General features: G+C 60.2%; 23 protein-coding genes and 3 pseudogenes. 21 read left to right on the plus strand and 5 right to left on the minus strand.

The window, feature by feature from the left end:
* The first annotated feature begins 24 nt into the window (after positions 1-24).
* From QFZ94_RS36950 to QFZ94_RS36985, 8 genes are read left to right on the plus strand one after another with little or no spacing between them, the layout of a single operon-like run.
* Positions 25-936, plus strand: coding sequence for a YqaJ viral recombinase family protein (locus tag QFZ94_RS36950; protein ID WP_429462945.1), 912 nt, complete (start codon positions 25-27; stop codon positions 934-936).
* The gene (locus QFZ94_RS36955) at positions 933-2,030 is read left to right on the plus strand and encodes a hypothetical protein (RefSeq protein ID WP_429462946.1); all 1,098 of its coding nucleotides are present in this window, start codon (positions 933-935) and stop codon (positions 2,028-2,030) included. The genes QFZ94_RS36950 and QFZ94_RS36955 overlap by 4 nt, the downstream gene beginning before the upstream one ends.
* A complete protein-coding gene (locus QFZ94_RS36960; protein WP_429462947.1) occupies positions 2,027-2,635 on the plus strand; it encodes a hypothetical protein in 609 nt (202 codons plus the stop codon). Before QFZ94_RS36955 ends, QFZ94_RS36960 begins: the two co-directional genes overlap by 4 nt.
* 3 nt (positions 2,636-2,638) lie before the next feature.
* A complete protein-coding gene (locus QFZ94_RS36965; RefSeq protein WP_429462948.1) occupies positions 2,639-3,187 on the plus strand; it encodes a hypothetical protein in 549 nt (182 codons plus the stop codon).
* Positions 3,181-3,693 (plus strand): hypothetical protein, encoded by a 513-nt coding sequence (locus QFZ94_RS36970; RefSeq protein ID WP_429462949.1) that lies wholly within the window; start codon positions 3,181-3,183, stop codon positions 3,691-3,693. Before QFZ94_RS36965 ends, QFZ94_RS36970 begins: the two co-directional genes overlap by 7 nt.
* Positions 3,680-3,913, plus strand: coding sequence for a hypothetical protein (locus tag QFZ94_RS36975; protein WP_429462950.1), 234 nt, complete (start codon positions 3,680-3,682; stop codon positions 3,911-3,913). The genes QFZ94_RS36970 and QFZ94_RS36975 overlap by 14 nt, the downstream gene beginning before the upstream one ends.
* Positions 3,914-3,929: 16 nt before the next feature.
* Positions 3,930-4,214, plus strand: a complete 285-nt coding sequence (locus QFZ94_RS36980; RefSeq protein ID WP_429462951.1) for a hypothetical protein — start codon at positions 3,930-3,932, stop codon at positions 4,212-4,214.
* 22 nt (positions 4,215-4,236) lie between these two features.
* Complete coding sequence (locus tag QFZ94_RS36985; protein ID WP_429462952.1) at positions 4,237-5,130, plus strand: hypothetical protein; 894 nt, start codon at positions 4,237-4,239, stop codon at positions 5,128-5,130.
* A gap of 127 nt (positions 5,131-5,257) precedes the next feature.
* Here QFZ94_RS36985 and QFZ94_RS36990 read toward each other — a convergent pair whose 3' ends face one another.
* Positions 5,258-6,997: a recombinase family protein gene (locus tag QFZ94_RS36990; RefSeq protein WP_429462953.1), complete on the minus strand. Its 1,740-nt coding sequence runs from the start codon at positions 6,995-6,997 to the stop codon at positions 5,258-5,260.
* A 50-nt stretch (positions 6,998-7,047) separates the two neighbouring features.
* On the opposite strand from QFZ94_RS36990, the pseudogene QFZ94_RS36995 reads away from it, so the two are divergent.
* The 7 genes and pseudogenes from QFZ94_RS36995 to egtD form a co-directional block, all read left to right on the plus strand.
* Positions 7,048-7,329: pseudogene (locus tag QFZ94_RS36995) on the plus strand (SDR family NAD(P)-dependent oxidoreductase); the annotation flags it as partial.
* A 25-nt stretch (positions 7,330-7,354) separates the two neighbouring features.
* Positions 7,355-7,858, plus strand: a complete 504-nt coding sequence (locus tag QFZ94_RS37000; protein ID WP_429462954.1) for a DUF3237 domain-containing protein — start codon at positions 7,355-7,357, stop codon at positions 7,856-7,858.
* An 18-nt stretch (positions 7,859-7,876) separates the two neighbouring features.
* Positions 7,877-8,278 (plus strand): nuclear transport factor 2 family protein, encoded by a 402-nt coding sequence (locus QFZ94_RS37005; protein ID WP_368585076.1) that lies wholly within the window; start codon positions 7,877-7,879, stop codon positions 8,276-8,278.
* A 223-nt stretch (positions 8,279-8,501) separates the two neighbouring features.
* Positions 8,502-9,347 (plus strand): alpha/beta fold hydrolase, encoded by an 846-nt coding sequence (locus QFZ94_RS37010; RefSeq protein WP_429463652.1) that lies wholly within the window; start codon positions 8,502-8,504, stop codon positions 9,345-9,347.
* Between the two features lie 48 nt (positions 9,348-9,395).
* Positions 9,396-10,145, plus strand: a complete 750-nt coding sequence (locus tag QFZ94_RS37015; RefSeq protein ID WP_368585077.1) for an SDR family NAD(P)-dependent oxidoreductase — start codon at positions 9,396-9,398, stop codon at positions 10,143-10,145.
* Positions 10,146-10,335: 190 nt separating this feature from the next.
* A complete protein-coding gene (locus QFZ94_RS37020; RefSeq protein ID WP_429462955.1) occupies positions 10,336-10,695 on the plus strand; it encodes an MFS transporter in 360 nt (119 codons plus the stop codon).
* Between the two features lie 100 nt (positions 10,696-10,795).
* Positions 10,796-11,820: pseudogene (gene egtD / locus QFZ94_RS37025) on the plus strand (L-histidine N(alpha)-methyltransferase).
* Between the two features lie 473 nt (positions 11,821-12,293).
* On the opposite strand, the gene QFZ94_RS37030 reads toward egtD, so the two are convergent.
* The 3 genes from QFZ94_RS37030 to QFZ94_RS37040 all read right to left on the minus strand — a co-directional run bounded on the left by QFZ94_RS37030 (position 12,294) and on the right by QFZ94_RS37040 (position 14,113).
* Positions 12,294-12,773, minus strand: a complete 480-nt coding sequence (locus QFZ94_RS37030) for a DUF1348 family protein (RefSeq protein ID WP_429462956.1) — start codon at positions 12,771-12,773, stop codon at positions 12,294-12,296.
* A 146-nt stretch (positions 12,774-12,919) separates the two neighbouring features.
* The gene (gene cynS, locus QFZ94_RS37035) at positions 12,920-13,390 is read right to left on the minus strand and encodes a cyanase (RefSeq protein WP_429462957.1); all 471 of its coding nucleotides are present in this window, start codon (positions 13,388-13,390) and stop codon (positions 12,920-12,922) included.
* Positions 13,391-13,453: 63 nt separating this feature from the next.
* Complete coding sequence (locus QFZ94_RS37040; protein WP_036661880.1) at positions 13,454-14,113, minus strand: carbonic anhydrase; 660 nt, start codon at positions 14,111-14,113, stop codon at positions 13,454-13,456.
* 152 nt (positions 14,114-14,265) lie between these two features.
* Here QFZ94_RS37040 and cynR point away from each other — a divergent pair, with 152 nt between their 5' ends.
* The 5 genes and pseudogenes from cynR to QFZ94_RS37065 all read left to right on the plus strand — a co-directional run.
* A complete protein-coding gene (cynR, locus tag QFZ94_RS37045; protein WP_368585081.1) occupies positions 14,266-15,156 on the plus strand; it encodes a transcriptional regulator CynR in 891 nt (296 codons plus the stop codon).
* Between the two features lie 447 nt (positions 15,157-15,603).
* Positions 15,604-15,927 carry a DUF4148 domain-containing protein gene (locus tag QFZ94_RS37050; protein ID WP_368585082.1) on the plus strand — a complete coding sequence of 108 codons (324 nt, stop codon included), beginning with the start codon at positions 15,604-15,606 and terminating at the stop codon, positions 15,925-15,927.
* Between the two features lie 212 nt (positions 15,928-16,139).
* Positions 16,140-16,388, plus strand: coding sequence for a hypothetical protein (locus QFZ94_RS37055; RefSeq protein ID WP_342964143.1), 249 nt, complete (start codon positions 16,140-16,142; stop codon positions 16,386-16,388).
* A 126-nt stretch (positions 16,389-16,514) separates the two neighbouring features.
* Positions 16,515-16,994, plus strand: coding sequence for a DUF1348 family protein (locus QFZ94_RS37060; RefSeq protein ID WP_018437280.1), 480 nt, complete (start codon positions 16,515-16,517; stop codon positions 16,992-16,994).
* A 227-nt stretch (positions 16,995-17,221) separates the two neighbouring features.
* Positions 17,222-17,328, plus strand: a pseudogene (locus tag QFZ94_RS37065) (IS5/IS1182 family transposase); the annotation flags it as partial.
* A gap of 314 nt (positions 17,329-17,642) precedes the next feature.
* Here QFZ94_RS37065 and QFZ94_RS37070 read toward each other — a convergent pair.
* Positions 17,643-19,109, minus strand: coding sequence for a hypothetical protein (locus tag QFZ94_RS37070; protein WP_410852763.1), 1,467 nt, complete (start codon positions 19,107-19,109; stop codon positions 17,643-17,645).
* Between the two features lie 970 nt (positions 19,110-20,079).
* Here QFZ94_RS37070 and QFZ94_RS37075 point away from each other — a divergent pair.
* Positions 20,080-21,315, plus strand: coding sequence for a hypothetical protein (locus QFZ94_RS37075; RefSeq protein WP_429462958.1), 1,236 nt, complete (start codon positions 20,080-20,082; stop codon positions 21,313-21,315).
* Positions 21,316-21,776 lie beyond the last annotated feature (461 nt).

A 21,776-nucleotide genomic window follows, 5' to 3' on the forward strand; every position in this document is an offset into this window, starting at 1 on the left:
GGCAAATTTATCAGGAGTCCAACAATGAACGGTCCACGGGATGCGTGGCTGCTGGAGCGGCGAAAAGGCCTTGGCGGCAGCGATTGCGCCGCAGCGCTCGGCGAGTCGCGATATAAGACGGCACACCAGCTATTTTTGGAAAAGCTCGATCTCATCCCGGGAGACGCGCTTGTCTCCCCGGATGCGGCAGAGCGTATGCGCTTCGGTCAACTGATCGAGGACGTCATCGCGACCGCTTACGCTGAGCGCTACTCGGTCAAATTGCGTCGGCATAACAAGCTCGCGAAGCATCCGCGTTACCCGTGGATGATCGGCTCTTACGATCGCACGATCGATGGCCAGCGCGTCGGCTTCGAAGCAAAAAACGTTGATGCACTCACCTACCGTAATGACGAATGGGGCGAGGAGTTCAGCGAACAAGTACCGCGCGAATACTGGCTGCAATGCACGCACTATTTGGCCGTTAGCGGCTACGACGCATGGGTGCTCGCGGCATGTATCGGCGGCAACGCGTTGCGGACTTACCGCATCGAGCGCGACGAGGAAATGATCGGCATCCTCGAACAGAGCGAAGCAGAGTTCTGGGAACACGTCAGAAACGAGGACCCGCCACCGCTCGACTATCGCCACAAAAGCGCTATTACGCTGCTCAAGCGGCTGTATCCCGGCACGAGTGGCGAGACGATCTCCCTTCCTGCTGAAGCTGAGGCGCTTCATTACTGCCGTCTCGATTTCGAGGAACAGGCCGAGTTGATGGAGCAAGGCGCGAAGGCCGCTAAAGCCCGCATTCTGCATCTGATGGGCGAGGCTTCGGTCGGCCTGCTGCCGAACGGCGGCGGCTATACGCGCAAGATCGTCAAGCGCAACGGGTACGCCGTCGAGCCTACCAGCTATGTTGACTTTCGGTTCAGTGCACGCAAAGGAGCCGGTCAATGAATGAGCTTGTGGAATCGCCATTCGCGGGACGCTCGAACGCGCCTGCGGAGACTGCGGGCGCGCGCCAGAATCAGGCGCGCGAACTCGCGGACCTTCAGGTTGCGTACACGATGGCGCGGCACTTTCCGCGCGACCCCGTGCGCGCAATGGATTCGATCCTCCTCGCCTTTACGAGTGCACGACTCGCTGAGGTCGCGCAGTACCAGTTTGCGCGCGGTGGTACTGACATTCGCGGTCCAAGTATTCACGCGCTCGAAGCAATCGCCACAGCGTGGGGAAACATTGATATGGCGTGGCGCGTGGTCTCGCGAGGCTTCGATGCTCGCGGCGTCGGCTACTCCGAGGTCGAATCGCGCGCGATCGATATGCAGACCGGCGCACGCAAGACGATCTGCTTTCCGGTTTCGCACTGGCGCGATACGCGTCAGGGCGGGTACGAACTGAAGGACGAGCGCGACATTTACGAGCTGACCGCGAACATGGCACAGCGCCGGCTTCGCAAATGTCTGGAGGGCGTGATCCCGCGCGATGTCGTCGACTCCGCGATGGATCAGGCAGACGTCACGCTCAAGGCGAAAGCGGACACCAGTCCCGAAGCAATGGCGAAGATGGTCGACGCTTTCGCCGCGTTCGGCGTGACGAAAGAGCAGATCGAGCAGCGCATTCAGCGGCGGCTCGGTGCCATTACGCCGGCGCAGGTCGTCAGCCTGAAGCGCATCTATGCGTCATTGCGCGACGGTATGAGCGAGCCCGGCGAATGGTTCGATAAGGGCGACGCAAACGCCGATGACGCGAGCGGCGAGCACGGCGAGAGCGCGCCAAAAGGTTCGGGCACCGCTGCGCTCAAGTCGCGCATGAAAGCGGGCGCGAAAAAGAAAGCCACCGCCACGCGTGCGGGCGCGACCGGCAATCCGCCCGTCGTGTCCTACGCCGAGATCGCGGACGCACTTCAGGCCGCGAAAACGATCGAAGCTCTGAACGATGCGGCGGACCTCATCAAGAATCTCGACGCGCAGGAGCAGCGCGCGGAACTGGAGGCGCTTTATCGCGAGCGCGCTGCCGAGTTCGAAGTCGACTCCGGAGAGCCGTCGTGAAAGCGGCAATGAGAAGGCTCTGCGAAAAACTGCTTCTGGGGCGCCGTGCTGGTCGCGGTGCTGGTCGTGTTGTTCAGCATGGGGAGTTATCAATGATTGCGCTGGCGAAACACAAGGTAAAGATTCTGCACCTGAACGTGCGCAGCGAGCAGCACGGCGACGAGGAAAAAACAGCGGTCGATATCAAGATTGGATTCGACCTGCCGAACTCGTCACTGGATTCGCTCGCTGTCGGTCTGCGCGATGCACTGTACGAAGCGCCGAACGATCCCGACCTTCTCGGTGCTGATGCCCAGCCTTTTACGCGCGTGCGCTTCCCGCAACTCGGCACGCTGAAATGGCTTGGCGAATGGACATCGGTCGGTCTGCATCTGCACTCTGGAAATGGACGCGGCAAAGGCGATCTTATCTTTCCCGAGTCGGTATTCAGCAAGCTCACCGTGTCGCGCAAGGAAGGCGGCACGTGTGCCTGTGTCGCGCGCATACAGGTTCTGCCTACGCCTGACGAAACGGCGAAGCTCGTCGCCCTGCTAAAGCACCAGGTGCCCGCCACGACCGATCTGACGAACGCCATCGATAGTGCCGCTGAAGACAAGGAGAAATGAGTCATGAGACTGACGACCGCTTACCTGTTGACGCTCGACGCTCAGGACGTTTTCGATATCGTCGCCTGGCATCTGCTCCGGCAGAACGCGCAGGCGACGTTGCCGGGCACCGCGAAGTGCATGTACCGCGCGCCCGATGGCAAGCGCTGCGCGATCGGCTGGCTGCTGCCCGATGAGGTCTATTCTCCGAGCCTCGAATTCTTTGGCGTGCGCGATCTCGTCGCTATGCTTTACGAGACGCCACATGGCGGGCAGTTCGCGCAGTTCCTGTTCGAGCACATGCCGCTGCTGCGCGACCTGCAGGGTACGCACGACGCGCGCGCGCCGCACGAATGGCCCGGCGCGCTGCGGATGATCGCGCAGCAGCACAGCCTGCGGGAAACCGTCATCGACAAGGCATTCTGCGACGACCGGGTTTCCACGCCGCCCGTGCCATACAGCCAGCGTCGCGCGCCGTCGCCCGCGTATCTGCTCGATCTCTCGCAAGTGCTCGCGTTCAAACCTGCGAGCGCTATCGTGGTCCCGCTCGAACCTGAGGAACTGGCATGGTAACGCGCTATCCGACCGTCGACGAGCTTGCGCGCATGGATACGCAGGCCGTGTTCGATCATATCGCGCAGCATCTGCTCGCGCAGGGCGCGCGCAGCACGCACAGGCTCACGGGCGACTGCCTCTACCGTAGCGCGAAGGGCCGCGCGTGCGCCGTTGGCAGCATCATCCCCGATGCCGTCTATAGCGCGGCGTTCGAACATAATCGCATCACCCGTCTGTTCTGGCTGCTCGGCAGACCGGAATTCCGGACCGCGCACCACGAGTTCTTTTGCGACTTCCTGCTCGCCAATTCCACGTTGCTGACGCAGCTGATGGTGATCCACGACTGCGGCTCGCCGGGGCTCTGGTCTCTCGCGTTGCGCGATTGCGCCGATATGTTCGGGCTGAGCGCCGCTGTCATCGATCGGTACGAGGGGATCGTCGAGCCCGAAGCACGAGACGGTCAAGGAGTGTTTGAGCCGTCCGCAGGTATCGTCGAGCACGAGGCGAGCGATGTCCTCGCGTAGTCGCAAGGCGCGCGAGAAGCTGCGCCCGGTCGAGCCCGCGCCCGTCGACAATTCGTTGCTGGTCGATGCCTGGGTGCCCGACTACGGGCGACAGTGCGAAGTCTGCGGACAGTCGCCGTGCGTCACTGGCGTGCGCGCCGGCAAGGTCGTCTATCACGGTTCAATGTGCGGCGTTTGCACGTGGGGCGATTCCGCGTGCATCGATCCGGCGAACTGGTAGGACAGGGAGACGAGCGATGAGAGAAGATCAGATTAAACACGACCCGGAAAGCGGGCCGATACTGAAGCACTCGATTGTCAGCGCGCGCGCGTGGGACCGCTACGCGTTTCTGACTGAGCGCGGCGAGCCTGCGACGCTCGCGATCATCGATAAGGACGGGAACATACTGGACAGCGGTCCGGAGGTCGCGCGCGAGATTTGGGACATTGCCATACTCGCGTACCGCCGCTATCTGAAGGGGGAGCCGTTCCGGACGATCATCTCGTCGCCCGACGGGCTGTATCAGAAGACTGGCCGATAAGGGTTCGAAGTCGAAACTCAATATGACAGTCATAGGCAGACGTTCAGAGTTGACCGTTGATCGCGCTTTGCGCATACAATTTTCGGATGATCAATCAAAATCACTCGAATATATGCTCAAACGTCGCCTCCCTCGGACACTTAAAAAAATTGGGTTCACGATAGTAAGCGCCGATCGGCGGACGTTTTTCGAGCGAGCGGACCCCATCGTCAGGCATCCGATTCTCTTGACGTTCATTGCTTTTATATTGACTGGAGTGGTTGGAACATGGCTTTCTGACCGTTATCAACGAGAGCAACATGAACAGGAAGCGATGCGGAAAACCATGGATGAGGTTCGTCTGTCAATCGATACCACGAATCAGGCATTCGACGATTATCTAAATGCAGCGGCCGTAGTGGATGGTGACCTTACTTCGAACGCAGACAGTAAGCGGCTAGATGAGGACAGAGAGATTTTTTGGAAGGCCAGGCGCGATCTTGACAGCAAGCTCGCGATAGAGACCCCTCGCATACGACAGGCCATGCCTTTTGGTCTAGGTGGCGCGTTTCAGGTCAGTGCGAGTCTTATGCGCGTCGGCGCGTGGAGAATTTCTGACTGCCTTGATTCGGGCAAAGTGGTCGATGCTCCGAATGCAGGATTGCAGCGGAAAAAAATTGAATGCCCGAACAATCAAACATTTTCCATCAAATACGCGGATGAGCAGATCTCTAAGGTTCAGATCTGCGTTGCGGAGTTTTTTTTTGCTATTCGGCCAAGTCCTTTCGATGATCTCGATCCAAAGAAAATCGCTTCTAATGTTGGTCATGCTATAAATAATTTCACCGCGGTTTGTAATGGCGTGACAATGTTAGGTTTGTCTTATGATGCAACATACGGGAAATACAAAGCACCCAATAATGGGCCAGCTAATTGACGGAGCAGGCGGTAAGTTATGAAATCACTTTCGGAGGCGACAGTCGGGCCTTGGCCGAACTGAGCCGGACGAACAGACATCATCTGCCGACTATGTCCGGTCTTTTAGAGTTAAGGGCCGCCGCAGCTCACTGTCCGGCGCGGGTACGAGGCGCACGCGCCGGTTTCTGCTTCGCTTCGATCTCCGTGATTGCAAAGCGCTGTTCGTCGATACGTTCGCCCGTAACGTGGTCGATCTCGATCTCCTGCGTCTGTCCGCTTTTCGAGAGCAGATGCAGGCGCACGATCCTCGGCTGGTCAAAGTTCAGGCCCTTCATATAGACTTCGATCCGCTCGAACGTATCCGCGACCAGTTGGCGGGCCTTCATGCGCGCGTCAGGGTCGAGCAGTCTTACATCCTCCATCAACGCCGCCCAGGCATCTGCAGTGGATTGCTTGGTGCGCTGCACCACCGATAGCTCACGTTCAAGCGCTGAAACCTTGTCGCGCTGCTCGCGCTGCTCGTTCTCCAGTTTCTCCGCCGCCTTTGAAAGCGTGGCGATGCTGCCCGTGCCGCTCTCCATCGCCTCCTGAATCTCAGCGAGCCGCGCGTCGATTTTCTCCAGTTGTGCGCGCTGCTTCGCGAGCGTGGCGGTGCGTGGATCAGGCTTGCCCGTAGTGGCGAGCAGACGGTCGAGGTTCATCTGGTCCGAGCAGTACGTCATAAGCGCGTGCTCGACCGGTTGCACCGAGCAGGATTCGCCACCGCTGCACCGCTGCCCGAGTCTGTAATAGCTGCCGCAGCGAAGCCGGCGCGCGCCGAGCCGATAGGTGCCGTCAGGCAGCTTGTTTGATTCCTTGAGTTGACTGTGCGAAACCATCAGCGAACCGCAATGGCCGCAGTACGTGAGGTTCAAACCAGTGAGTAGTCCGGGCACCTGGCTTTTTACCCGACGCTTCCCGCGAAGCGAAACGACGTGCCGTAGCTGTTCGAATTTTTCCGCTGTAATCAGCGCAGCGTCGCCATAGTAGCCTTCGAGCGTGAACGTCTGCCCCTTGGAGACGATGACCTTATCGCCCATGAGTCCACGATTCGCGGCGACACGGCTGACGCGATTCGTTGGAAAGCGCCCGCCAAACTCATAACCCTCATCGCGCATCTTGCGGGCGATCGCCATTGCGCCGTATCCCTCGCAGTAAAGATCGACCATGCGGCGCGTTGCCTCTGCCTTGTCGGGCACGAGTTCGAAGCGCATCAAGTCATAGTTGAACGTCACCCATTCCGGATCGGTATGCGGAGCGCCGACCAGTCCTTTTAGTTCCTTGTCGCCGTGACGAGCGCCCCGTTTCCACGCCTGGCATTTCTTCACATACGCGTCCTGAATCAGACCGCTCTTGCGCTTGCTTTCGCCATACGCGCGAGCCATATCGATGAGGACTTCCAGCAACGAAAACTCGTTCTCCGCGATGATTTCAGGCGTCCAGATTTTGCCGTTGACTGAGGTAACGACGCGAATGCCACGGTCGATAATATCGCCGAGCAAAGCCAGAGCCTGAAGCGGAGTCTGACGCGAAAAGCGATCCCACGCCTCGACGATTAACGTTGAACCGGGCCGGACGCTGCCGCCGTCCTTTATCTGTTCCATGAACAGCCCGAGCGCGCCCTTCAGATGGTCGCCCTTGAACGCGCTTCTGGCCGCGTCGAACAGGTGCAGCGAGGCATCGAGCACGAGATTGTTGTCCGCTGCCCACTTGGCGGCGTAGTCTTCCTGCCGCTGCTTGCTGGTACCGGCCGCCTGCGGTTTCGAGCTGAACCGGACGTACGAGTAGACTGGTCCATCGTAGACGATGGGGGCTGGATTCCGGGATCGGGTGACGCGCCTAAGCATCTGGTTTTCCTCAGTTGTTTCGACTGAAAACCAGTATAGACAATGGGACCGCATCCAAGCATGCCGTCGAAGGCCTCACGAAGTCCGCTGCATTGGAAGCCGCTGCCTCCGGCGTGCGCGTGAATGCCGTCGCGCCCGGCCCCATCGATACGGAGATGCTCACCCGGCTGACCGGCTCCAGCGAACGCAAGGCCGCCATGCTGTCGAGCGTTCCGCTCAAACGCGCCGGAACGCCCGAGGAAATCGCCGAGGCCATCGCTTTCGTCGGTTCGGGCAAGGCCAGCTATATGACCGGCGAAGTCCTGCGCGTCAACGGCGGCAGGACCGCATGAACCCGTCAGATGAGATGACAACACCATGTCCGCAAACCATACGCCCCAATTTGACGATCTACCCCCGGTCATGAAGGAAGTCCGGACGCGGCCGCTGTTCGTGGTCCGTCTTGGCGTCAAGCCAATCGTGACGGTCGGTCAGACACCGGGCGCCTTGCGCCGCGTCGGCATCGTTGAGTCCGGCACATTCGGGGGCGACCGGCTCACCGGTACCGTGCTCGACGGCAGTAACGACTGGCAGACCGTGCGCGGCGATACCGGCTCGATGCACGATGTGCGCCTCACGCTGCGCACCGACGACGGCGTCAACCTGCTGATGTCATACCACGGCGTCCGGCATGGTCCGGCCGACGTGATCCAACGCCTGGAACATGGAGAAGTCGTCGACCCCGCAAGTTACTACTTCCGCATCAACCCCATGTTCGAGGCGCCAGCCGGGCGCTACGAATGGCTTAACGGCATTCAGGCCATCGGCCTCGGCCACCGTTTCGCCTACGGCCCCGTGTACAGCGTATTTGAAGTGCTCTGATTCTCACTGGAGAACAACATGACCACAACCACCCCCGCACAGAACAAGGCACTGCTCCTCGAAGCCTTCGATACGCTCTTCAACCAGCGCGACTACGCTGTCGCCGAGCGTTTCTGGTCGGATTCCTATATCCAGCACAGCGCGCACATCGCGCCTGGACGTGAAGGACTGTTCGACCTGATCCGTACCCTGCCTGCCACCTTGCGTTACGAGAACCAGCTCGTGGTGGCGGAAGGGGATTACGTGATTGCGCATGGCCGGTTTTCCGGGAATGGCAGGCCAACCGCGTGGATTGCCGCCGATATCGTGCGTTTCGAGAATGGCAGGCTGGCCGAACACTGGGACGTGCTCCAGGACGAGGCTAGTGCGACGCAATCGGTCAGCGGCCTGCCCATGTTCGGGGAACGTTTTCCGTCCTGATTTGCGCAGGCAACCGGCAGCCATGCGCGCCCCATACCCGTCAGGCATGGCCGCGTGCCTACAAAGTCTTTTTCCTCTTGCCAGCCACTGCATAAATTACCCATCAGCAGGCACCGCCCGACGAGATTTCCAGGCGCGTGACCGGATTTCAAAAGCGGCACCCCATGCATTTCAAACATACCGGAAAACAACTGCTGAACTTACCTCTGAAAGGATCGCAATCATGAGCCGCCAGACGCACCAGACCGCACCGACGCAGTACGTCGACGCAAACGGTATCCGCTTCGCCTATCGCCGCTTCGGCAATCGCGCGGGGGTTCCGCTCGTCATGAACATCCACTTCACCGGCACCATGGATCACTGGGACCCCGCCGTAACTGACGGCCTGGCCGTCGGACGTGAGGTCATCCTGTTCAACAACGCCGGCATTTCGAGTAGTTCGGGCAGCGTTCCCGAATCGATCGAGGAAATGGCGGCCGACGCTGCCGCATTCATCCGTGCGCTCGGTCTCGAACAGGTCGATGTACTGGGATTCTCGATGGGTGGCCTGATTGCGCAGACGCTCGCCATTGCGGAGCCCACGCTGGTTCGCCGCCTGATCCTCGTCGGCACGGGCCCGCGCAGCGGAGAAGGTATGGCCTCGCTGACGCCCGAAGCGCAGGAAATCTTCGGCGCGAGCTATGCCGAACCGGACCATCTCTGGCTGCGTGTCCATTTCTCGCCGACCGGAACCAGCCAGACGGCCGGACGTGCGTTCCTCGAACGCTTCCGCCTTCGCACGGCGAACCGTGATCCAGCGGCCAACGAAGCCGTGGCACCGGCTCAGCTCGCGGCACTCGCGAAATGGGGCGCGCCGCAAGACAAACCATATGCCTACCTGTCTGCACTCAGCCAGCCAACTCTGGTCGTCAATGGTGACAACGACGTGATCATCTACACGGTCAATTCGCTGATTCTGCGCCAGCACATCCCGAATGCCCAACTGATCATCTACCCGGACGCCAATCACGGCTCGCTCTATCAATACCCCGAGCGTTTCGTGGAAGACGTTTCCAGGTTCCTTTCCTGAGTCGCCAGTTACACCGACATTTCATCCCGAATTCAACAGGAGTTAATCGTGGCTACTAATCTTCGCGGCAAAACTGCACTCGTCACGGGCGCTTCGCGCGGCATCGGCCGCGCAACCGCTCAGGCTCTGGCAGCAGCAGGCGCGCGCGTGATCGTGCACTTCGGCAGCGACGAGAAGGCGGCGAATTCCGTCGTCGAGGCGATCCGTGCGTCGGGTGGTTCTGCCGACAAGGTCGCGGCAGACCTGAGCGCGGCGAACGGCCCTCACGAACTGGCCCGTCAGGTACGCGGGCTGATTGGCGAGCGTCTCAACATTCTCGTTGCGAATGCCGGCATCTCGAAAGCCTCGTCAATCGCGGAAACGACTGTAGAGGACTTCGACCGGTTGTTCGCCGTCAATGTGCGCGCCCCATACTTCCTCGTCCAGCAACTGCTGCCCGTGCTGGGCGAGGGCAGTAGCGTAGTCCTGCTGTCCTCACTTGCAGCCCGCGCTTCGGTTGGCAATCTGTCAGCCTACGCCGCGAGTAAGGGAGCAATCGACACCCTGGTCAAGCATTTCGCCGCAGCGCTCGGCGAGCGCGGCATTCGCGTGAACGCCATCGCGCCGGGCGTTGTTGAAACTGACATGTCGAACTTCGCCAAAACCGATGCCGGGCGGGACTTCACCCTCGGCATGCAGGCCCTCAAGCGCGTGGCGCAACCCGACGACATCGCAGGCGCAGCCCTGTTCCTCGCATCCGATGCGGCACGCTGGGTGACGGGTGACACGCTGCGTGTCGATGGCGGCTCCAAGCTCTGATACCGGGGGAGACGGCCATGACCCATACAGCCTGCCCGACTGCCCCCGCGATAGACAGCGGGAGCACCCGTCGATGCACGCATGCCGCACTTGGCCACCGGGCCAGTTTCCGGGTCTCGGCTGGCGTGGTCGCTCATACCCTCTGGACCAGCGCGGCACCCGCCATGACGTACCGGCTCTACGCAAGCGAATGGCATCTCACCCCGACGACCACAGCCGAAATCTTCCTGTCTACCCGATCGCGGTTGTCAGCGTGCTCATCCTGTTCGGCGGCCTGTCGGACCAGATCGGCCGACGGGCGACGATGCTGCTCGGTCTGAATGCCTCTTTCCTCGGCGCACTGATCCTCGCGCTCGCGCACGATATCTCATGGCTTTTCCTGGCCCGGGCATTCATGGGTGTCGGCGTCGGCCTGACCGCCGGACCGTCGACGGCGGCGATGGTCGAATTCAACGAGGGTGGTGCGCCCCGGCGAGCCTCTGTGGTTGCCACAGCTGCCCAGGCCGCCGGCTTCGCAGCCGCGCTCATCGTCGGAGGCGCACTCACTTAATACGCGCCCTGGCCCTTGCACCTGGCTTTCTGGCTGTTGGCTCTCCTCATCGCGGCCTTGTTCACTGTCACGTGGTTCCTGCCCCTGCCGGCAGAGCGCGGTGCCGCAGGCGGCTGGACGCCCAGTTTGCCGTCCGCCTCTCGCGCGGGACACTGCGTCCGACAATGGTGACGGTGAACACGATCTGTTGTCCGGCACGGACGCGTTTGCTCGCGATGTTCTCGAAGGTCTGTCGCGTCCGGTCAAATCGCTGCCTTTCAAGTATTTCTACGATGCGCAAGGGTCGGCGCTGTTCGAAGCGATCTGCGCGACCCCCGAGTATTACCCGACGCGCACGGAAACGGCATGCTCAAGGACATTGCAGCGCAGCTCGCCTCAGAGATTCCTGACCACGCCACCCTGGTCGAATTCGGCAGCGGTGCGAGCACAAAAACCCGGATCATCCTCGATGCCGCCCGGCAGATCGGCACCTACGTGCCGATCGATATCAGTACAGCGGCACTGAAACAGGCTCGGCAACGCATCGCCGACGCCTACCCGGCGCTGGACGTCCGCCCAGTCGCAGGCGACCTCACTCGGGACATGGCACTGCCCGACATGCACGGGGACGAAACCATGATCGGCTTCTTCCCTGGATCGACAATAGGCAATTTCGAGCCCGACGACGCAATCGCCTTTCTGCGCTCGGTGAAGAAACTCCTGGGCAGTCAGGCAAAGCTCATTGTCGGCGTCGACATGGTCAAGGACACGCCGGCGCTCCTGTCTGCCTACAACGATGAAGGCGAGGTCACGGCACGTTTCAATCGGAACCTCCTGCTCCGCATCAATCGCGAGCTGGAAGGAAATTTCGAACTGGGCGCGTTTGCTCATTCAGCCATCTGGAACGATGATCTGAAGCGGATCGAGATGCATCTAGTCAGCCAGGCAAAACAGACGGTTCGCGTGTTGAATCATGATATTCATTTCGAGGCTGGCGAAAGCATGCACACCGAGACCTCGCACAAGTACACCACCGATTCGTTCGAAGACCTCGCGAGATCTGCTGGATGGGAAGTGACGCAATCCTGGGTGAGTACCGCGCCTCAGTTTGGCGTTTTTCTGCTCGAAGCCGTCGCCCGCTGGTGAGCGCAGCAATTTCAGTTCAGCCGGTTCGACGGCAAGCGCAATTGCGATGGTGTTAGCCGATCGAACGGCCGCTTTCACGCGGCGACCGGCCGGTCGAATGTGGGAGCAAGAGCGACGACGAACGACGGCTCTTGGCCGACTGGACTCATTCACAGATGCCGGCCGAAAGCGGCCGTCGACGATTTCGACGACCGCTTTACGGGACCTTCAGCGAACTGGTGGTCTCGGCCAAATCCGGCCGATCGTCGATTCCGCAGACTGGCGAGTTGAAAGACTGCTTTGCAGCTCAGACCTGACACCGGACACAGATCATACTTTCACCCAAAAGGAGAAAACGAAAAGTCGCGAATAATTCAACGACATTTAAGTCGCTACATCCCGACGGCGCGCCGGCGCACGCCCAACAATCCGTCATTCGTCGCCACTGGATTGTTGGGCGCTAATGGCTCATCGCGGCTGTAACGATCCGGGCTTCAAAGTCCCAACTCGCTCAGTCCCGGATGATCGTCCGGCCGACGGCCCAAGGGCCAGTGATACTTGCGCTCCGATTCCTTGATCGGCATGTCGTTGATGCACGCGTAGCGACGTTGCATGAGACCATCCTCGCCGAACTCCCAGTTCTCGTTGCCGTAGGAGCGGAACCAGTTGCCCGAGTCGTCGTGCCACTCGTAGGCGTAGCGCACGGCAATGCGATTGCCGCCGAACGTCCACAGTTCCTTGATCAGACGATACTCGTGTTCCTTCTTCCATTTGCGCTCGAGGAACGCCTGCGCTTCCGCGCGATTGTTCGCGAACTCTGCGCGATTGCGCCATTTCGTGTCGAGCGAATAGGCGAGCGCGACCTTGGCGGCGTCGCGCGAATTCCAACCGTCTTCCGCGAGACGGACTTTCTCGATAGCCGTCTCCAGCGTGAACGGGGGAAGCGGCGGGCGAATTGCTGCGGGTGAAGTCATTTCGGATCTCCTTGTGGGGTACAGCGCGTTGCTGGTGCTCGACGTGGAGCGCGGCCTCGTCATCGTGCAACCCGAGAGGGCAAGGCCGCCCGAAGCAAGCGCGGCACCGGTGCTCAGTAAGAATTTTCGTCTTTGCATCATTGGGTTCAGAACGGCTTGGTCGGCAGATACTTGCCGTTGAGCGTGATGACGGCACGCTCGCCGCCTTCCGGGTCCGGCACCTTCTGGATATCGAGTTTGAAGTTGATCGCGCTGATGATGCCGTCGCCGAATTTCTCGTGAACCAGCGCCTTCAACGTCGAGCCGTACACCTGCACCATTTCGTAGAAGCGGTAGACGGTGGGATCGGTCGGCACGCCACCCGGAATGCTGCCGCGCACGGGAATGGTTTGCAGCAGGCGAACGGCGGCGTCGTCGAGCCCGAGGCGTTCGGCGACGAGCTTCGCCGCATTCTCCGGCAGCGCATGCTGACCGAGTAGCGCGGCTGTCGTGTATGCGAGGCTCAAGCCCGTGCCTTCGTTGATGGCTTCGAAGGTGAGGTTCTTGCGCACCTTCGCGTCGATGATCGTTTCCGTCAATGCTTCGCGTGCGTTCGGTGTGACTTGCGATTGGGTCATGATGTTGCTCCTTGGGTAAAAATCAACCTGGTGAGATCGACAGTCGGTGCGACAAGCCGGGAATCAGAGCGCAGCCACGCACTCGGCGGGCGTCGCGGTGACATCGGGATGCGCAGCGAGCGGCACGAACTGGCGGGTCGCGGCGTCGAGCGCGTCGATCGAGCCGGATTCGATGTCGTAGACCCATCCGTGCAAATTCAGGCGGCCTTGCGCGAGTCCCAGTGCAACTGAGGGGTGGGTCTTGAGGTTGTCGAGCTGGGCGATGACGTTCTCGCGCACCATCGAGTCGACGCGCTCGCGCTCGCCCGCATGTTCACGCGCCTCGTTGACGAGCCTCGCCGAGTCGGCGTAGCGCAACCAGTTCGCGACAGCGGGCATATGGTCGAGGCACTTGCACGTCGCGACGGCCGTCATCGCGCCGCAGTCCGAGTGGCCGCATATCACCACATCCGTCACGCCGAGCGCAGCCACCGCATATTCGACCGTTGCCGACACACCGCCGGGCTCAGGACCGAACGAAGGCACGATGTTGCCGGCATTGCGGATCACGAACAGATCGCCCGGTTCGCGCTGCGTGACCAGTTCGGGAACCATGCGACTATCGGAACAGGAAATGAACAGTGTGCGCGGCGTCTGACTGGTGGCCAGCTTGCGGAACAACTCCCTGCGCGCGGGCATGATGTCCCGCTGAAACTTCAGAAAACCGTCGATGATCTCTTGCATGGTCTGCTCCATTCAATCTGGCGTTCGTTGCCGTGTCGCTCAGTGCGATGCGTTGAACAGAGAATGAACCTGTTCCGTCATAGTGTCCAAGACGGGTTTATGATGCTCACCATAGGCAACACCAATAGTTATTCGAGGACGAGGAATTCGCCATGCTGTTGCGTCATATCCGTTATTTCCTGGCTGTCGCGGAACACCGCAATTTCACGCGCGCCGCCGAGGCGCTGCACGTTTCGCAGCCCACGCTGTCGCAGCAGATACGGCAACTGGAAGAGACGCTGCGCACGCAGCTGCTAGACCGTTCGGGGCGGAACGTGCAACTTACGGATGCGGGCGCGGCGTGGTTGCGCTATGCGAAGCTCGCGCTACAGGATCTGGATGCGGGCGTGCGGGCGATACATGACGTCGGCGAACTGAGCCGCGGCAATCTGCGCCTTGCCGTGACGCCGACCTTCACGGCGTATCTCGTGGGGCCCGTGATCGATCGTTTTTATGGCCTGCATCCCGGCATCGCGATCGACATTCAGGAAATCACGCAGGATCAGATCGAAGCGCAGCTCGCCGATGACAGGCTCGACGCCGGCATCGCGTTCGAGCCCGTCCACACTGCGGAAATCGAAAGCGAGCCGTTGTTTCGCGAGACGCTGAGCCTCGTCGTCGGCGGCGGCCATGCGCGCGCGACGCGCCGCAAGCCGCTGTCCGCGCAGGACTTCGCCAACGAACGGCTGGTGCTGCTTAACAAGGCGTTCGCGACGCGGCGTTACATCGACGAATACTGCACGCAGAACCGGATTCTCCCGGAGGTTGCCATCGAGGTCAGTTCGATCAGTGCGATCGTCGAGATCGTGCGGCGTGGGCAGCTCGCAACCGTACTGCCCGACGGCATCGCGCGCGAGCATACCGAGCTGCACCCCGTGCTGCTCGACCCGCCGCTGCCGACGCGCACGGCCGTGCTGCTGCAACGCAAGGACGCGTATCGGACGGCAGCGAGCAAGGCCTTCGTCCAGGTGTTGATGGAATTGACGGAGAACTTCCGTCGCTAATGGAGATCGCGGCGCGCGACGCGCGAAGCGAAGAGATCGACACGTAACGCGCTCTCCGTTAGCTCCGACACCTACGCCGCTTCGCACAACTCGCGCCGGTGGTGTCGGCATCGCAAAGCTTCAGCTGAAGAGCATGACCGTACGGTGAGACGGTGAGGAGTGGGCGCTCGACTTCGGCCAGGAACTGGATTGTGATTTACGCGGCGTTGAAGACAGCCGGGGTTGGCACTAAGCAGCTCGAGCACCGGGCCTAGATTCGGCAATCGCGGGACGGAAGCTAGCAACGGCGCATTCCGAGAAGTCTGCAGTCTGGTCAGAAAACGGGCTTCTCAATCCATCACCAGAACTATTAGCTTCTCCTATAGAGAACATAGGATATCGGTCTTAGACCCTATAGCCGGATTGATGCATTCTTGCTCCGTCGTCACTGTTTCTTTGGAGAGAATCATGAAATCTCGCTTCCTTGCGGTACTCGTTATCGCTGCATCTGTCACCAGCCCCGTTTTCGCAGGCACTGACACATCCGGATTGACTCGCGCCCAGGTTCGCGCGGAACTCGCGCAACTGCGTGCTGTGGGCTACGACCAGTCTCGTGGAGAAGACCCCAACTACCCCGCCGAGATTCAGGCGGCCGAAGCACGCCTGGCCGCGCAACGCGGGGATGCGAGCTATGGCGGTGTCGCCGAGGCAGGCTCGTCGTCAGCGGGTGTTCCCAAGACTGCTCGTCACGTCGACAACGACGGCATGCAGCCAATCTATTTCGGCCAATAGCCGTCCAACGGCAGCGCGAATACTAGACGCCACGCGATCTGAAGTATCGCGCAAGTCCTGGCACGTCCGCGTGCTTCATTCTCGCCACATTCAGTCGTCACGATTCGCTCGCTAGTTTGCCTGGCGAACGAACCGAATCCGGGCAATCGCGTCGCCCATCGGATACAGACCGGTCTACATCATATGAAGGTCGGTACTTCACGGAGACTGTCATGAGCCACTCACATTACGAAGTCGCTGTCCTTCATCAAGCTCTGCAGTCGGACGAGTCAAACTTAGCCACATGGCGCTGGTACAGCGATCTGGTCGACCACCAACGACTCGCGCTACGCCTCAAAGAAGACCAGTGGGTCGTCGCGATTGACGGCAGCGACTTTGCGTGCGCCGAGGGCCTGTACGCGGCCGTGCGTTGGGCGCACATCATGACGCACTCTGGCGGTTACATCACCTTTGCGGCGTAAGCGAGCGAAGTCCGCCATGTACACGGGCTAATCGCCAGACCGAGCGATCAAGGACTCGCAGCACTGCTCTTATCCAACCTTCGGCCCGGTCTCGGGTCTTCATCCACCAACCACTGAGGTAATACCATGTCGACCAATACTGAAATCCGTCCGCCGCTCCCTCCTTTCACACGCGAATCCGCCGTCGAGAAAGTGCGCCTGGCCGAGGATGGCTGGAACACCCGCGACGCTGCCAAAGTGTCCCTCGCATATAGCCTGGACACTCGCTGGCGCAACCGTGCTGAATTCGCAAACGGCCGCAATGAAGCCCGAGGGTTCCTTGAGCGCAAATGGTCGAAGGAGCACGAGTATCGTCTCATCAAGGAGCTGTGGGCGTTCACTGGTAACAGGATCGCCGTGCGTTACGCCTACGAATGGCGTGACGACTCTGGTAACTGGTTCCGGTCCTATGGCAACGAGAACTGGGAGTTCCGCGAGGACGGTCTGATGGTGAATCGCTACGCTTGCATCAACGATTTGCCAATCAAGGAAGAAGAGCGGAAGTTCCATTGGCCGCTGGGCCGCCGTCCGGATGATCATCCCGGCTTGTCAGATCTCGGCCTCTAATAGCCAGGCTGATCGTATCGCTTCGATTGGATGCACTCGGGGAAGCAAAGGCAAAGGTGAGACAGCTTCTGCGACGGCCTCCCGAAGCTCGCAATGAGGGAGCAACCCTGCCCCCGCTTGGGGGTTCCTGGTCGTCTCGCTGTCCTTCTCACCTAGTCCGCCCTCAAACGATTGCTGCCCTTGCTTCTGGAATCCTCTGGGCGTCCTCTGGATACCGGCACGGGCCGAACGGCGTCCTGTTTGCATTGGAAACAGAGATTCCTGATGCGATGAGCTTCCGCAAGAACTAGTCTTCGGCAGCGGCATGCCTTGTTGGCGCAGGCCGTGCGAGTGGTTATCAGGCCGGATGACCGCTCATAGACCCAATTCGCTCTCTCAACTCGAATCCAGGGGATGACCGAGAAGGGGTCGAACAGCGACATCCGCATTCGACAGTGATCGGCCCAACAAGGGACCTTCGATCACGCTTGCACGGGGACGTTCGAGCGTCGGCTATACCCCGGGTAACGAGCGTTAACGTTGGATGATGAGCATCAACGGAAGGCAGCAATAGGGCCGACTTTTGGGCCGCCCTATTGGCTACCTTCAGAGCGCACGATACGGTTTGAACGCCTCTCGCAACTCAGGAAACATCCCGTCAGGTCGAGTTCAACGGTCGTCGCTATCGCGACCCGTAGACGCCGGCCGAGGTGGGTTGACGGTGTTGGCGGCACCCGTCAACACCCAGGCTCGCTGACTAGGCGCGAACCGAGGTGCCAGCAAACCGTCGTTGATTTCGCGCGTCACGGCAAAGCGACGGAACGAAGTCGCTGGTAAGAACAGGCGGGAATTGTCCGAGAACCCATCGCTGGCAGTATCGACGTCTCCCTCGCTTGCGGATATGACGCCGTCGCCATTGGTATCGACCCGTCTGACTTCGGCCACATAGGCGTCATACAGGCGCTGCGGGAACGGCGTGCCATGCTCGAACGATGCCAATCGCACATAGGTGTCCAGGTAGATTTCGTGAGCCAGCCCGCTCGGGATGAAGCGTTGGCGGTATTCCCGCTGGTTATCGACATCCGCATCGAAGCGGTCGGGGTCGCGCGGACCCGCACCACCGAGCGGAGCCGCATTGTTCGGATCGTCACCGTAGTCGATCGGACTGTTCTTCACGCCTGCGGGTCCCGAGCCCGGAATCAATGAGGACAGCGCGCCAAGTTTGCCCGCCTCAAAGGTACCGGGGATACCGCCGGTAAAAGGCAACTCGTAGGGTGGATGGGTCCAGTTGGTGGTGTAGTTGAATTCCCAGTAGCCGTGACAATCAGACTGCTGCATGCAGTTGACCGCCCCCATGCTTAGCTGGATCGGCACGATATTGGTCTGGCGGTCAGGGAAGTGGTCGTAAGCGTCGGGCAAGTGCGGTGCCTTGCCATCCATTGTGAACAGCCGGCCTGGGAGGTTGTTGTGGGTACCCATCGCCTGCAAGGCGGCCGCGTCCGCGCTTGTCATCGTGCCGAACTGGGCGTGTCCGTCGGGTCGGGGCGGTGCGATATCCGGCACGCGCAAATCGTGGATCATCCAGCCCTCGTACCAACCGCTTTCGTTGTTGATCACAAACAGATACGAGAGGTCGGTAAAGACATCGATGAAGGCGCGAACGTTGTTCGGATCAGTGGGCAGCCCAGGTTTCGGTTCAACCACGAGACGCACCGCACCGATGGTTGGCAAACCGCAGTCAGCGCCAGTTGCCGTCAGCATCGCCTTGTCGTTGATGCCCGGGAATCGTGCGGTGAACGGATTTGGTTCGAATCCTGTCGTGGACAGCAGGTAATACTGGAATAGCTGGCTCGGTTTGTCGGCCTCGGCGAAGGCCTGAATGGGCAAGTAGGAATGGGGCCGCTCGGCCATCCTTTCGAGAATGTCCTGCAGCGGATCCGGCAGGTTCGCGATGTCGCCGCGCTGGCGCACCAGCGCACCGTCGGCGGCGGCGTTCGGATTCGGGTGGCAAGGTGCCGGCGGCTGTTCCGCGCACGCCTCGCCTGCGGCCAACGCGGCGATGAACGCGGCAACGGACAGGCTGGCAGCACGAGAACCCAGTGGCCTGAAGCTGCGGGGCTTGAATAACGATTTCATGATTCCTCCTCGGGTTGACCCGCTTAGACGGACAGATCTGCAGTTAGCTAATGATGTGTGGCTTGACCTCCATTGAAAGTGACTGGCAGTGTGGCGATCGTCGGGGCAGCGGGTCGCCCGTCACGGAGCGTGACGCTGCCTCGCGGTAGGCAAGCCGCGATGCGATGTGGCTGGGTGAAATCGGCAAATCGGATGCCGAGAGATACGTGTGGAATAAACGGGTTGGAGGAAGAGATATTCCGGGCGCTGCTAAGAATGCGGCAACTGCGTCGTCATCGCATCCGGACTATTTGGCTATGTATGGGCGCGCTCCATGACCGAGCAAACTTATGAAGCAAGCGCATATGAAGCGCTTGGCCTATTAGCCGCAACATCCGGCAATGGCCGTTCGTGTCGCTGAACGCGGGATGTCGGATCATCGCTGTTCGAGAGGAAGCTGTCGTTGAGGCGACGGAGCTTCGACCGACGGTAGTGGCTCAATCTGAGCCGATCGAATCGGGCAGAATTCGACCAGCATGCGACGCTCACCACATGGATCGATGGGCATTCAAGTGGCGCAGGCTTCTCTATAACGGCCATCCAGTCGATTTGCCCAATTTTCATACTGGACTTCCGTAAAGCCGAAATGGCGTTGGCGCGTGCTGCGAGTACCCCATCACCATGACATCCAGCGCCCAACAGCGATCGCCTAGGGAGCCGGCCGTTGCAGATGCCAAACCGGGCAATGGCAGCGGCCCTGATTTAGCGAATCGAAAAGGCGCCGCAAAAGCGGAGGATGACTTTTCATATGCATTTTTATTGGTTTCCCTACTCTAAACCTACCTATAGATTGGGCGCTCATACGCTTTTAAAAAACTAACACACGCTCAATATGTTCAATAGACGTCTAATAGCGCTTACCGTACTCCCATTCATCCTGGATGCGTGCGGAGGAGGAGTCAGTACGAATAGTGCGGACAGCCAAAACCCGTTGGCGACACCGGACCAACTGGCAGCAGAGACCCTCGCGATCACTGCGGTTGCGGACCCTTCCGTCATTGCGGCAAAAGCCACCTTGAAAGCCAATTGGCTGGCAGCAGCTCGTGCAACCGGCGGGGTATCGAGTGAGGCGTTGACGAATATTGATCAGGCCGTGGATGAGGATGTTTTCTCTTTGGCGCTAGCGATTGCCGCGGGCGATGCCAGCGCCCCGAAGGTGATATCAATTCTGGCGGCCCCGCACAATTGGTACGGAATGAACGTGCCAGGATCGCGGACCACATTTGATAACCCGGACACCATATATCGCCGCATTCCGATTGACCCTGCGTCGAGCTACGTCTTGACGGGAAAGGTCCACGAGCAAAAGCCAGTCGATTTCAATTTCAGCGTCTACAGCGGCGCAAACGCAACGCTGTCCAATTTGCCGGGCGACCAGCTCGCCACCAACGCGGACGGCAGCTACGTCATTAACGCCAGCACGACCTCAACGGGGAATGGGAATGCCATCCCGCTCGTTTCGGGAGCCGCGTCGATCTTCATTCGAGATACGATCACCGAATGGGGCGTGCAACAGTTCAACAGCCTGGCGATACAACGGGTCCCGTCCGTCTCGGCGCAACCGCTATCCGCTCAAGCGATCGCTCAGACCCTTGCCGCGACGCTGCGGACTCCGGCTGCCGCCGTGTCCTTCGCTTCCTTCAATGCGCTGGGATATGCCCAGCCTGTCAACACGCTTCCAGCGCCATCACTTGGCGGCACGGGCGGACGCCTCGCAAACCAGGCGGCGACCTACTCCACTTTTCAGCTTGCCGATGATGAAGCACTGGTCGTGAACGTCAACCTCGGCGGGGCCAAATACTTCATCACCCCGGCTTATGGACGGTGGCAGATCACGACCGACTATATCAATCACACCCAGACGTTGAACAACGCGCAAGCGGTGGCGAACCCGGATGGCACCTACACGTTCGTGGTATCCCCGACAGACCCGGGCGTTAACAACTGGGTCGATACGGTAGGTCTGCATCAGGGCTTTCTCAACCTGCGCTGGCAAGGATTGCCGGCGACACCCACGCCACAGGGGCCTTCGGCGACAGCCCAGCTCGTGAAGATCAGCGACCTCCGGACCGTTCTCCCCGCGACAACGAAGTACGTCACGGCGGCAGAACGACAAGCTCAGTTGGCCGCGCGCGCCGCGAGTTATGCATCGCGATACGCACCTTGATGGCTTCGCGTTGGCGCCAGTGAGCCCTTGGCCGCAACGCGAAACGATGTACGGTGCCCCTTCTGTGGTAATGGCTGTTGCCATTATGTGCAGCAGCGAACAAAGATCCCTTTTTCCATCTCAGTTCCCTTCCAATTCTGTTCGTCGTTACGTTCTGGCCTCACCATACATGCCCTCGGGGCGAAGCTGTCTTACGCGACATGTCTTCGCGGAACCAGACCTGGTGCAACAGACCGCTCTCGGTATAGCTGCCGATCCGAGCACGCATGAGGACCTCCAAGGCAGGACTGTGATTAGGGAGCTTCTGGCTCGAGTCAGAAAACTCTGTGTCGCGCAGTAAGGGTTTTCCGCTTCTTGTGCTATGGCTTGTCGAGTCGATAGCACCCTGAAGATTGCTGCAGCGCACACTGAATTTCTCAAATGCAGCAGACCTTGTTGTCTCCGAACAGCGTTTTCGCCGA

It is taken from the genome of Paraburkholderia sp. JPY465 (assembly GCF_050436725.1).
Lineage (GTDB): Bacteria > Pseudomonadota > Gammaproteobacteria > Burkholderiales > Burkholderiaceae > Paraburkholderia > Paraburkholderia youngii.

Coding starts and splice junctions, on each gene's coding strand:
- QFZ94_RS37020 (WP_429462955.1), top strand. CDS start 10,336: ATGGCATCTCACCCCGACGACCACAGCCGAAATCTTCCTGTCTACCCG.
- cynS (WP_429462957.1), bottom strand. CDS start 13,390: ATGACCCAATCGCAAGTCACACCGAACGCACGCGAAGCATTGACGGAA.
- QFZ94_RS37055 (WP_342964143.1), top strand. CDS start 16,140: ATGAGCCACTCACATTACGAAGTCGCTGTCCTTCATCAAGCTCTGCAG.
- QFZ94_RS37070 (WP_410852763.1), bottom strand. CDS start 19,109: ATGAAATCGTTATTCAAGCCCCGCAGCTTCAGGCCACTGGGTTCTCGT.
- QFZ94_RS37030 (WP_429462956.1), bottom strand. CDS start 12,773: ATGACTTCACCCGCAGCAATTCGCCCGCCGCTTCCCCCGTTCACGCTG.
- QFZ94_RS37010 (WP_429463652.1), top strand. CDS start 8,502: ATGAGCCGCCAGACGCACCAGACCGCACCGACGCAGTACGTCGACGCA.
- QFZ94_RS36950 (WP_429462945.1), top strand. CDS start 25: ATGAACGGTCCACGGGATGCGTGGCTGCTGGAGCGGCGAAAAGGCCTT.
- QFZ94_RS36965 (WP_429462948.1), top strand. CDS start 2,639: ATGAGACTGACGACCGCTTACCTGTTGACGCTCGACGCTCAGGACGTT.
- QFZ94_RS37050 (WP_368585082.1), top strand. CDS start 15,604: ATGAAATCTCGCTTCCTTGCGGTACTCGTTATCGCTGCATCTGTCACC.
- cynR (WP_368585081.1), top strand. CDS start 14,266: ATGCTGTTGCGTCATATCCGTTATTTCCTGGCTGTCGCGGAACACCGC.
- QFZ94_RS36985 (WP_429462952.1), top strand. CDS start 4,237: ATGACAGTCATAGGCAGACGTTCAGAGTTGACCGTTGATCGCGCTTTG.
- QFZ94_RS36990 (WP_429462953.1), bottom strand. CDS start 6,997: ATGCTTAGGCGCGTCACCCGATCCCGGAATCCAGCCCCCATCGTCTAC.
- QFZ94_RS37000 (WP_429462954.1), top strand. CDS start 7,355: ATGTCCGCAAACCATACGCCCCAATTTGACGATCTACCCCCGGTCATG.
- QFZ94_RS36975 (WP_429462950.1), top strand. CDS start 3,680: ATGTCCTCGCGTAGTCGCAAGGCGCGCGAGAAGCTGCGCCCGGTCGAG.
- QFZ94_RS37005 (WP_368585076.1), top strand. CDS start 7,877: ATGACCACAACCACCCCCGCACAGAACAAGGCACTGCTCCTCGAAGCC.
- QFZ94_RS37040 (WP_036661880.1), bottom strand. CDS start 14,113: ATGCAAGAGATCATCGACGGTTTTCTGAAGTTTCAGCGGGACATCATG.
- QFZ94_RS37060 (WP_018437280.1), top strand. CDS start 16,515: ATGTCGACCAATACTGAAATCCGTCCGCCGCTCCCTCCTTTCACACGC.
- QFZ94_RS36955 (WP_429462946.1), top strand. CDS start 933: ATGAATGAGCTTGTGGAATCGCCATTCGCGGGACGCTCGAACGCGCCT.
- QFZ94_RS36970 (WP_429462949.1), top strand. CDS start 3,181: ATGGTAACGCGCTATCCGACCGTCGACGAGCTTGCGCGCATGGATACG.
- QFZ94_RS36980 (WP_429462951.1), top strand. CDS start 3,930: ATGAGAGAAGATCAGATTAAACACGACCCGGAAAGCGGGCCGATACTG.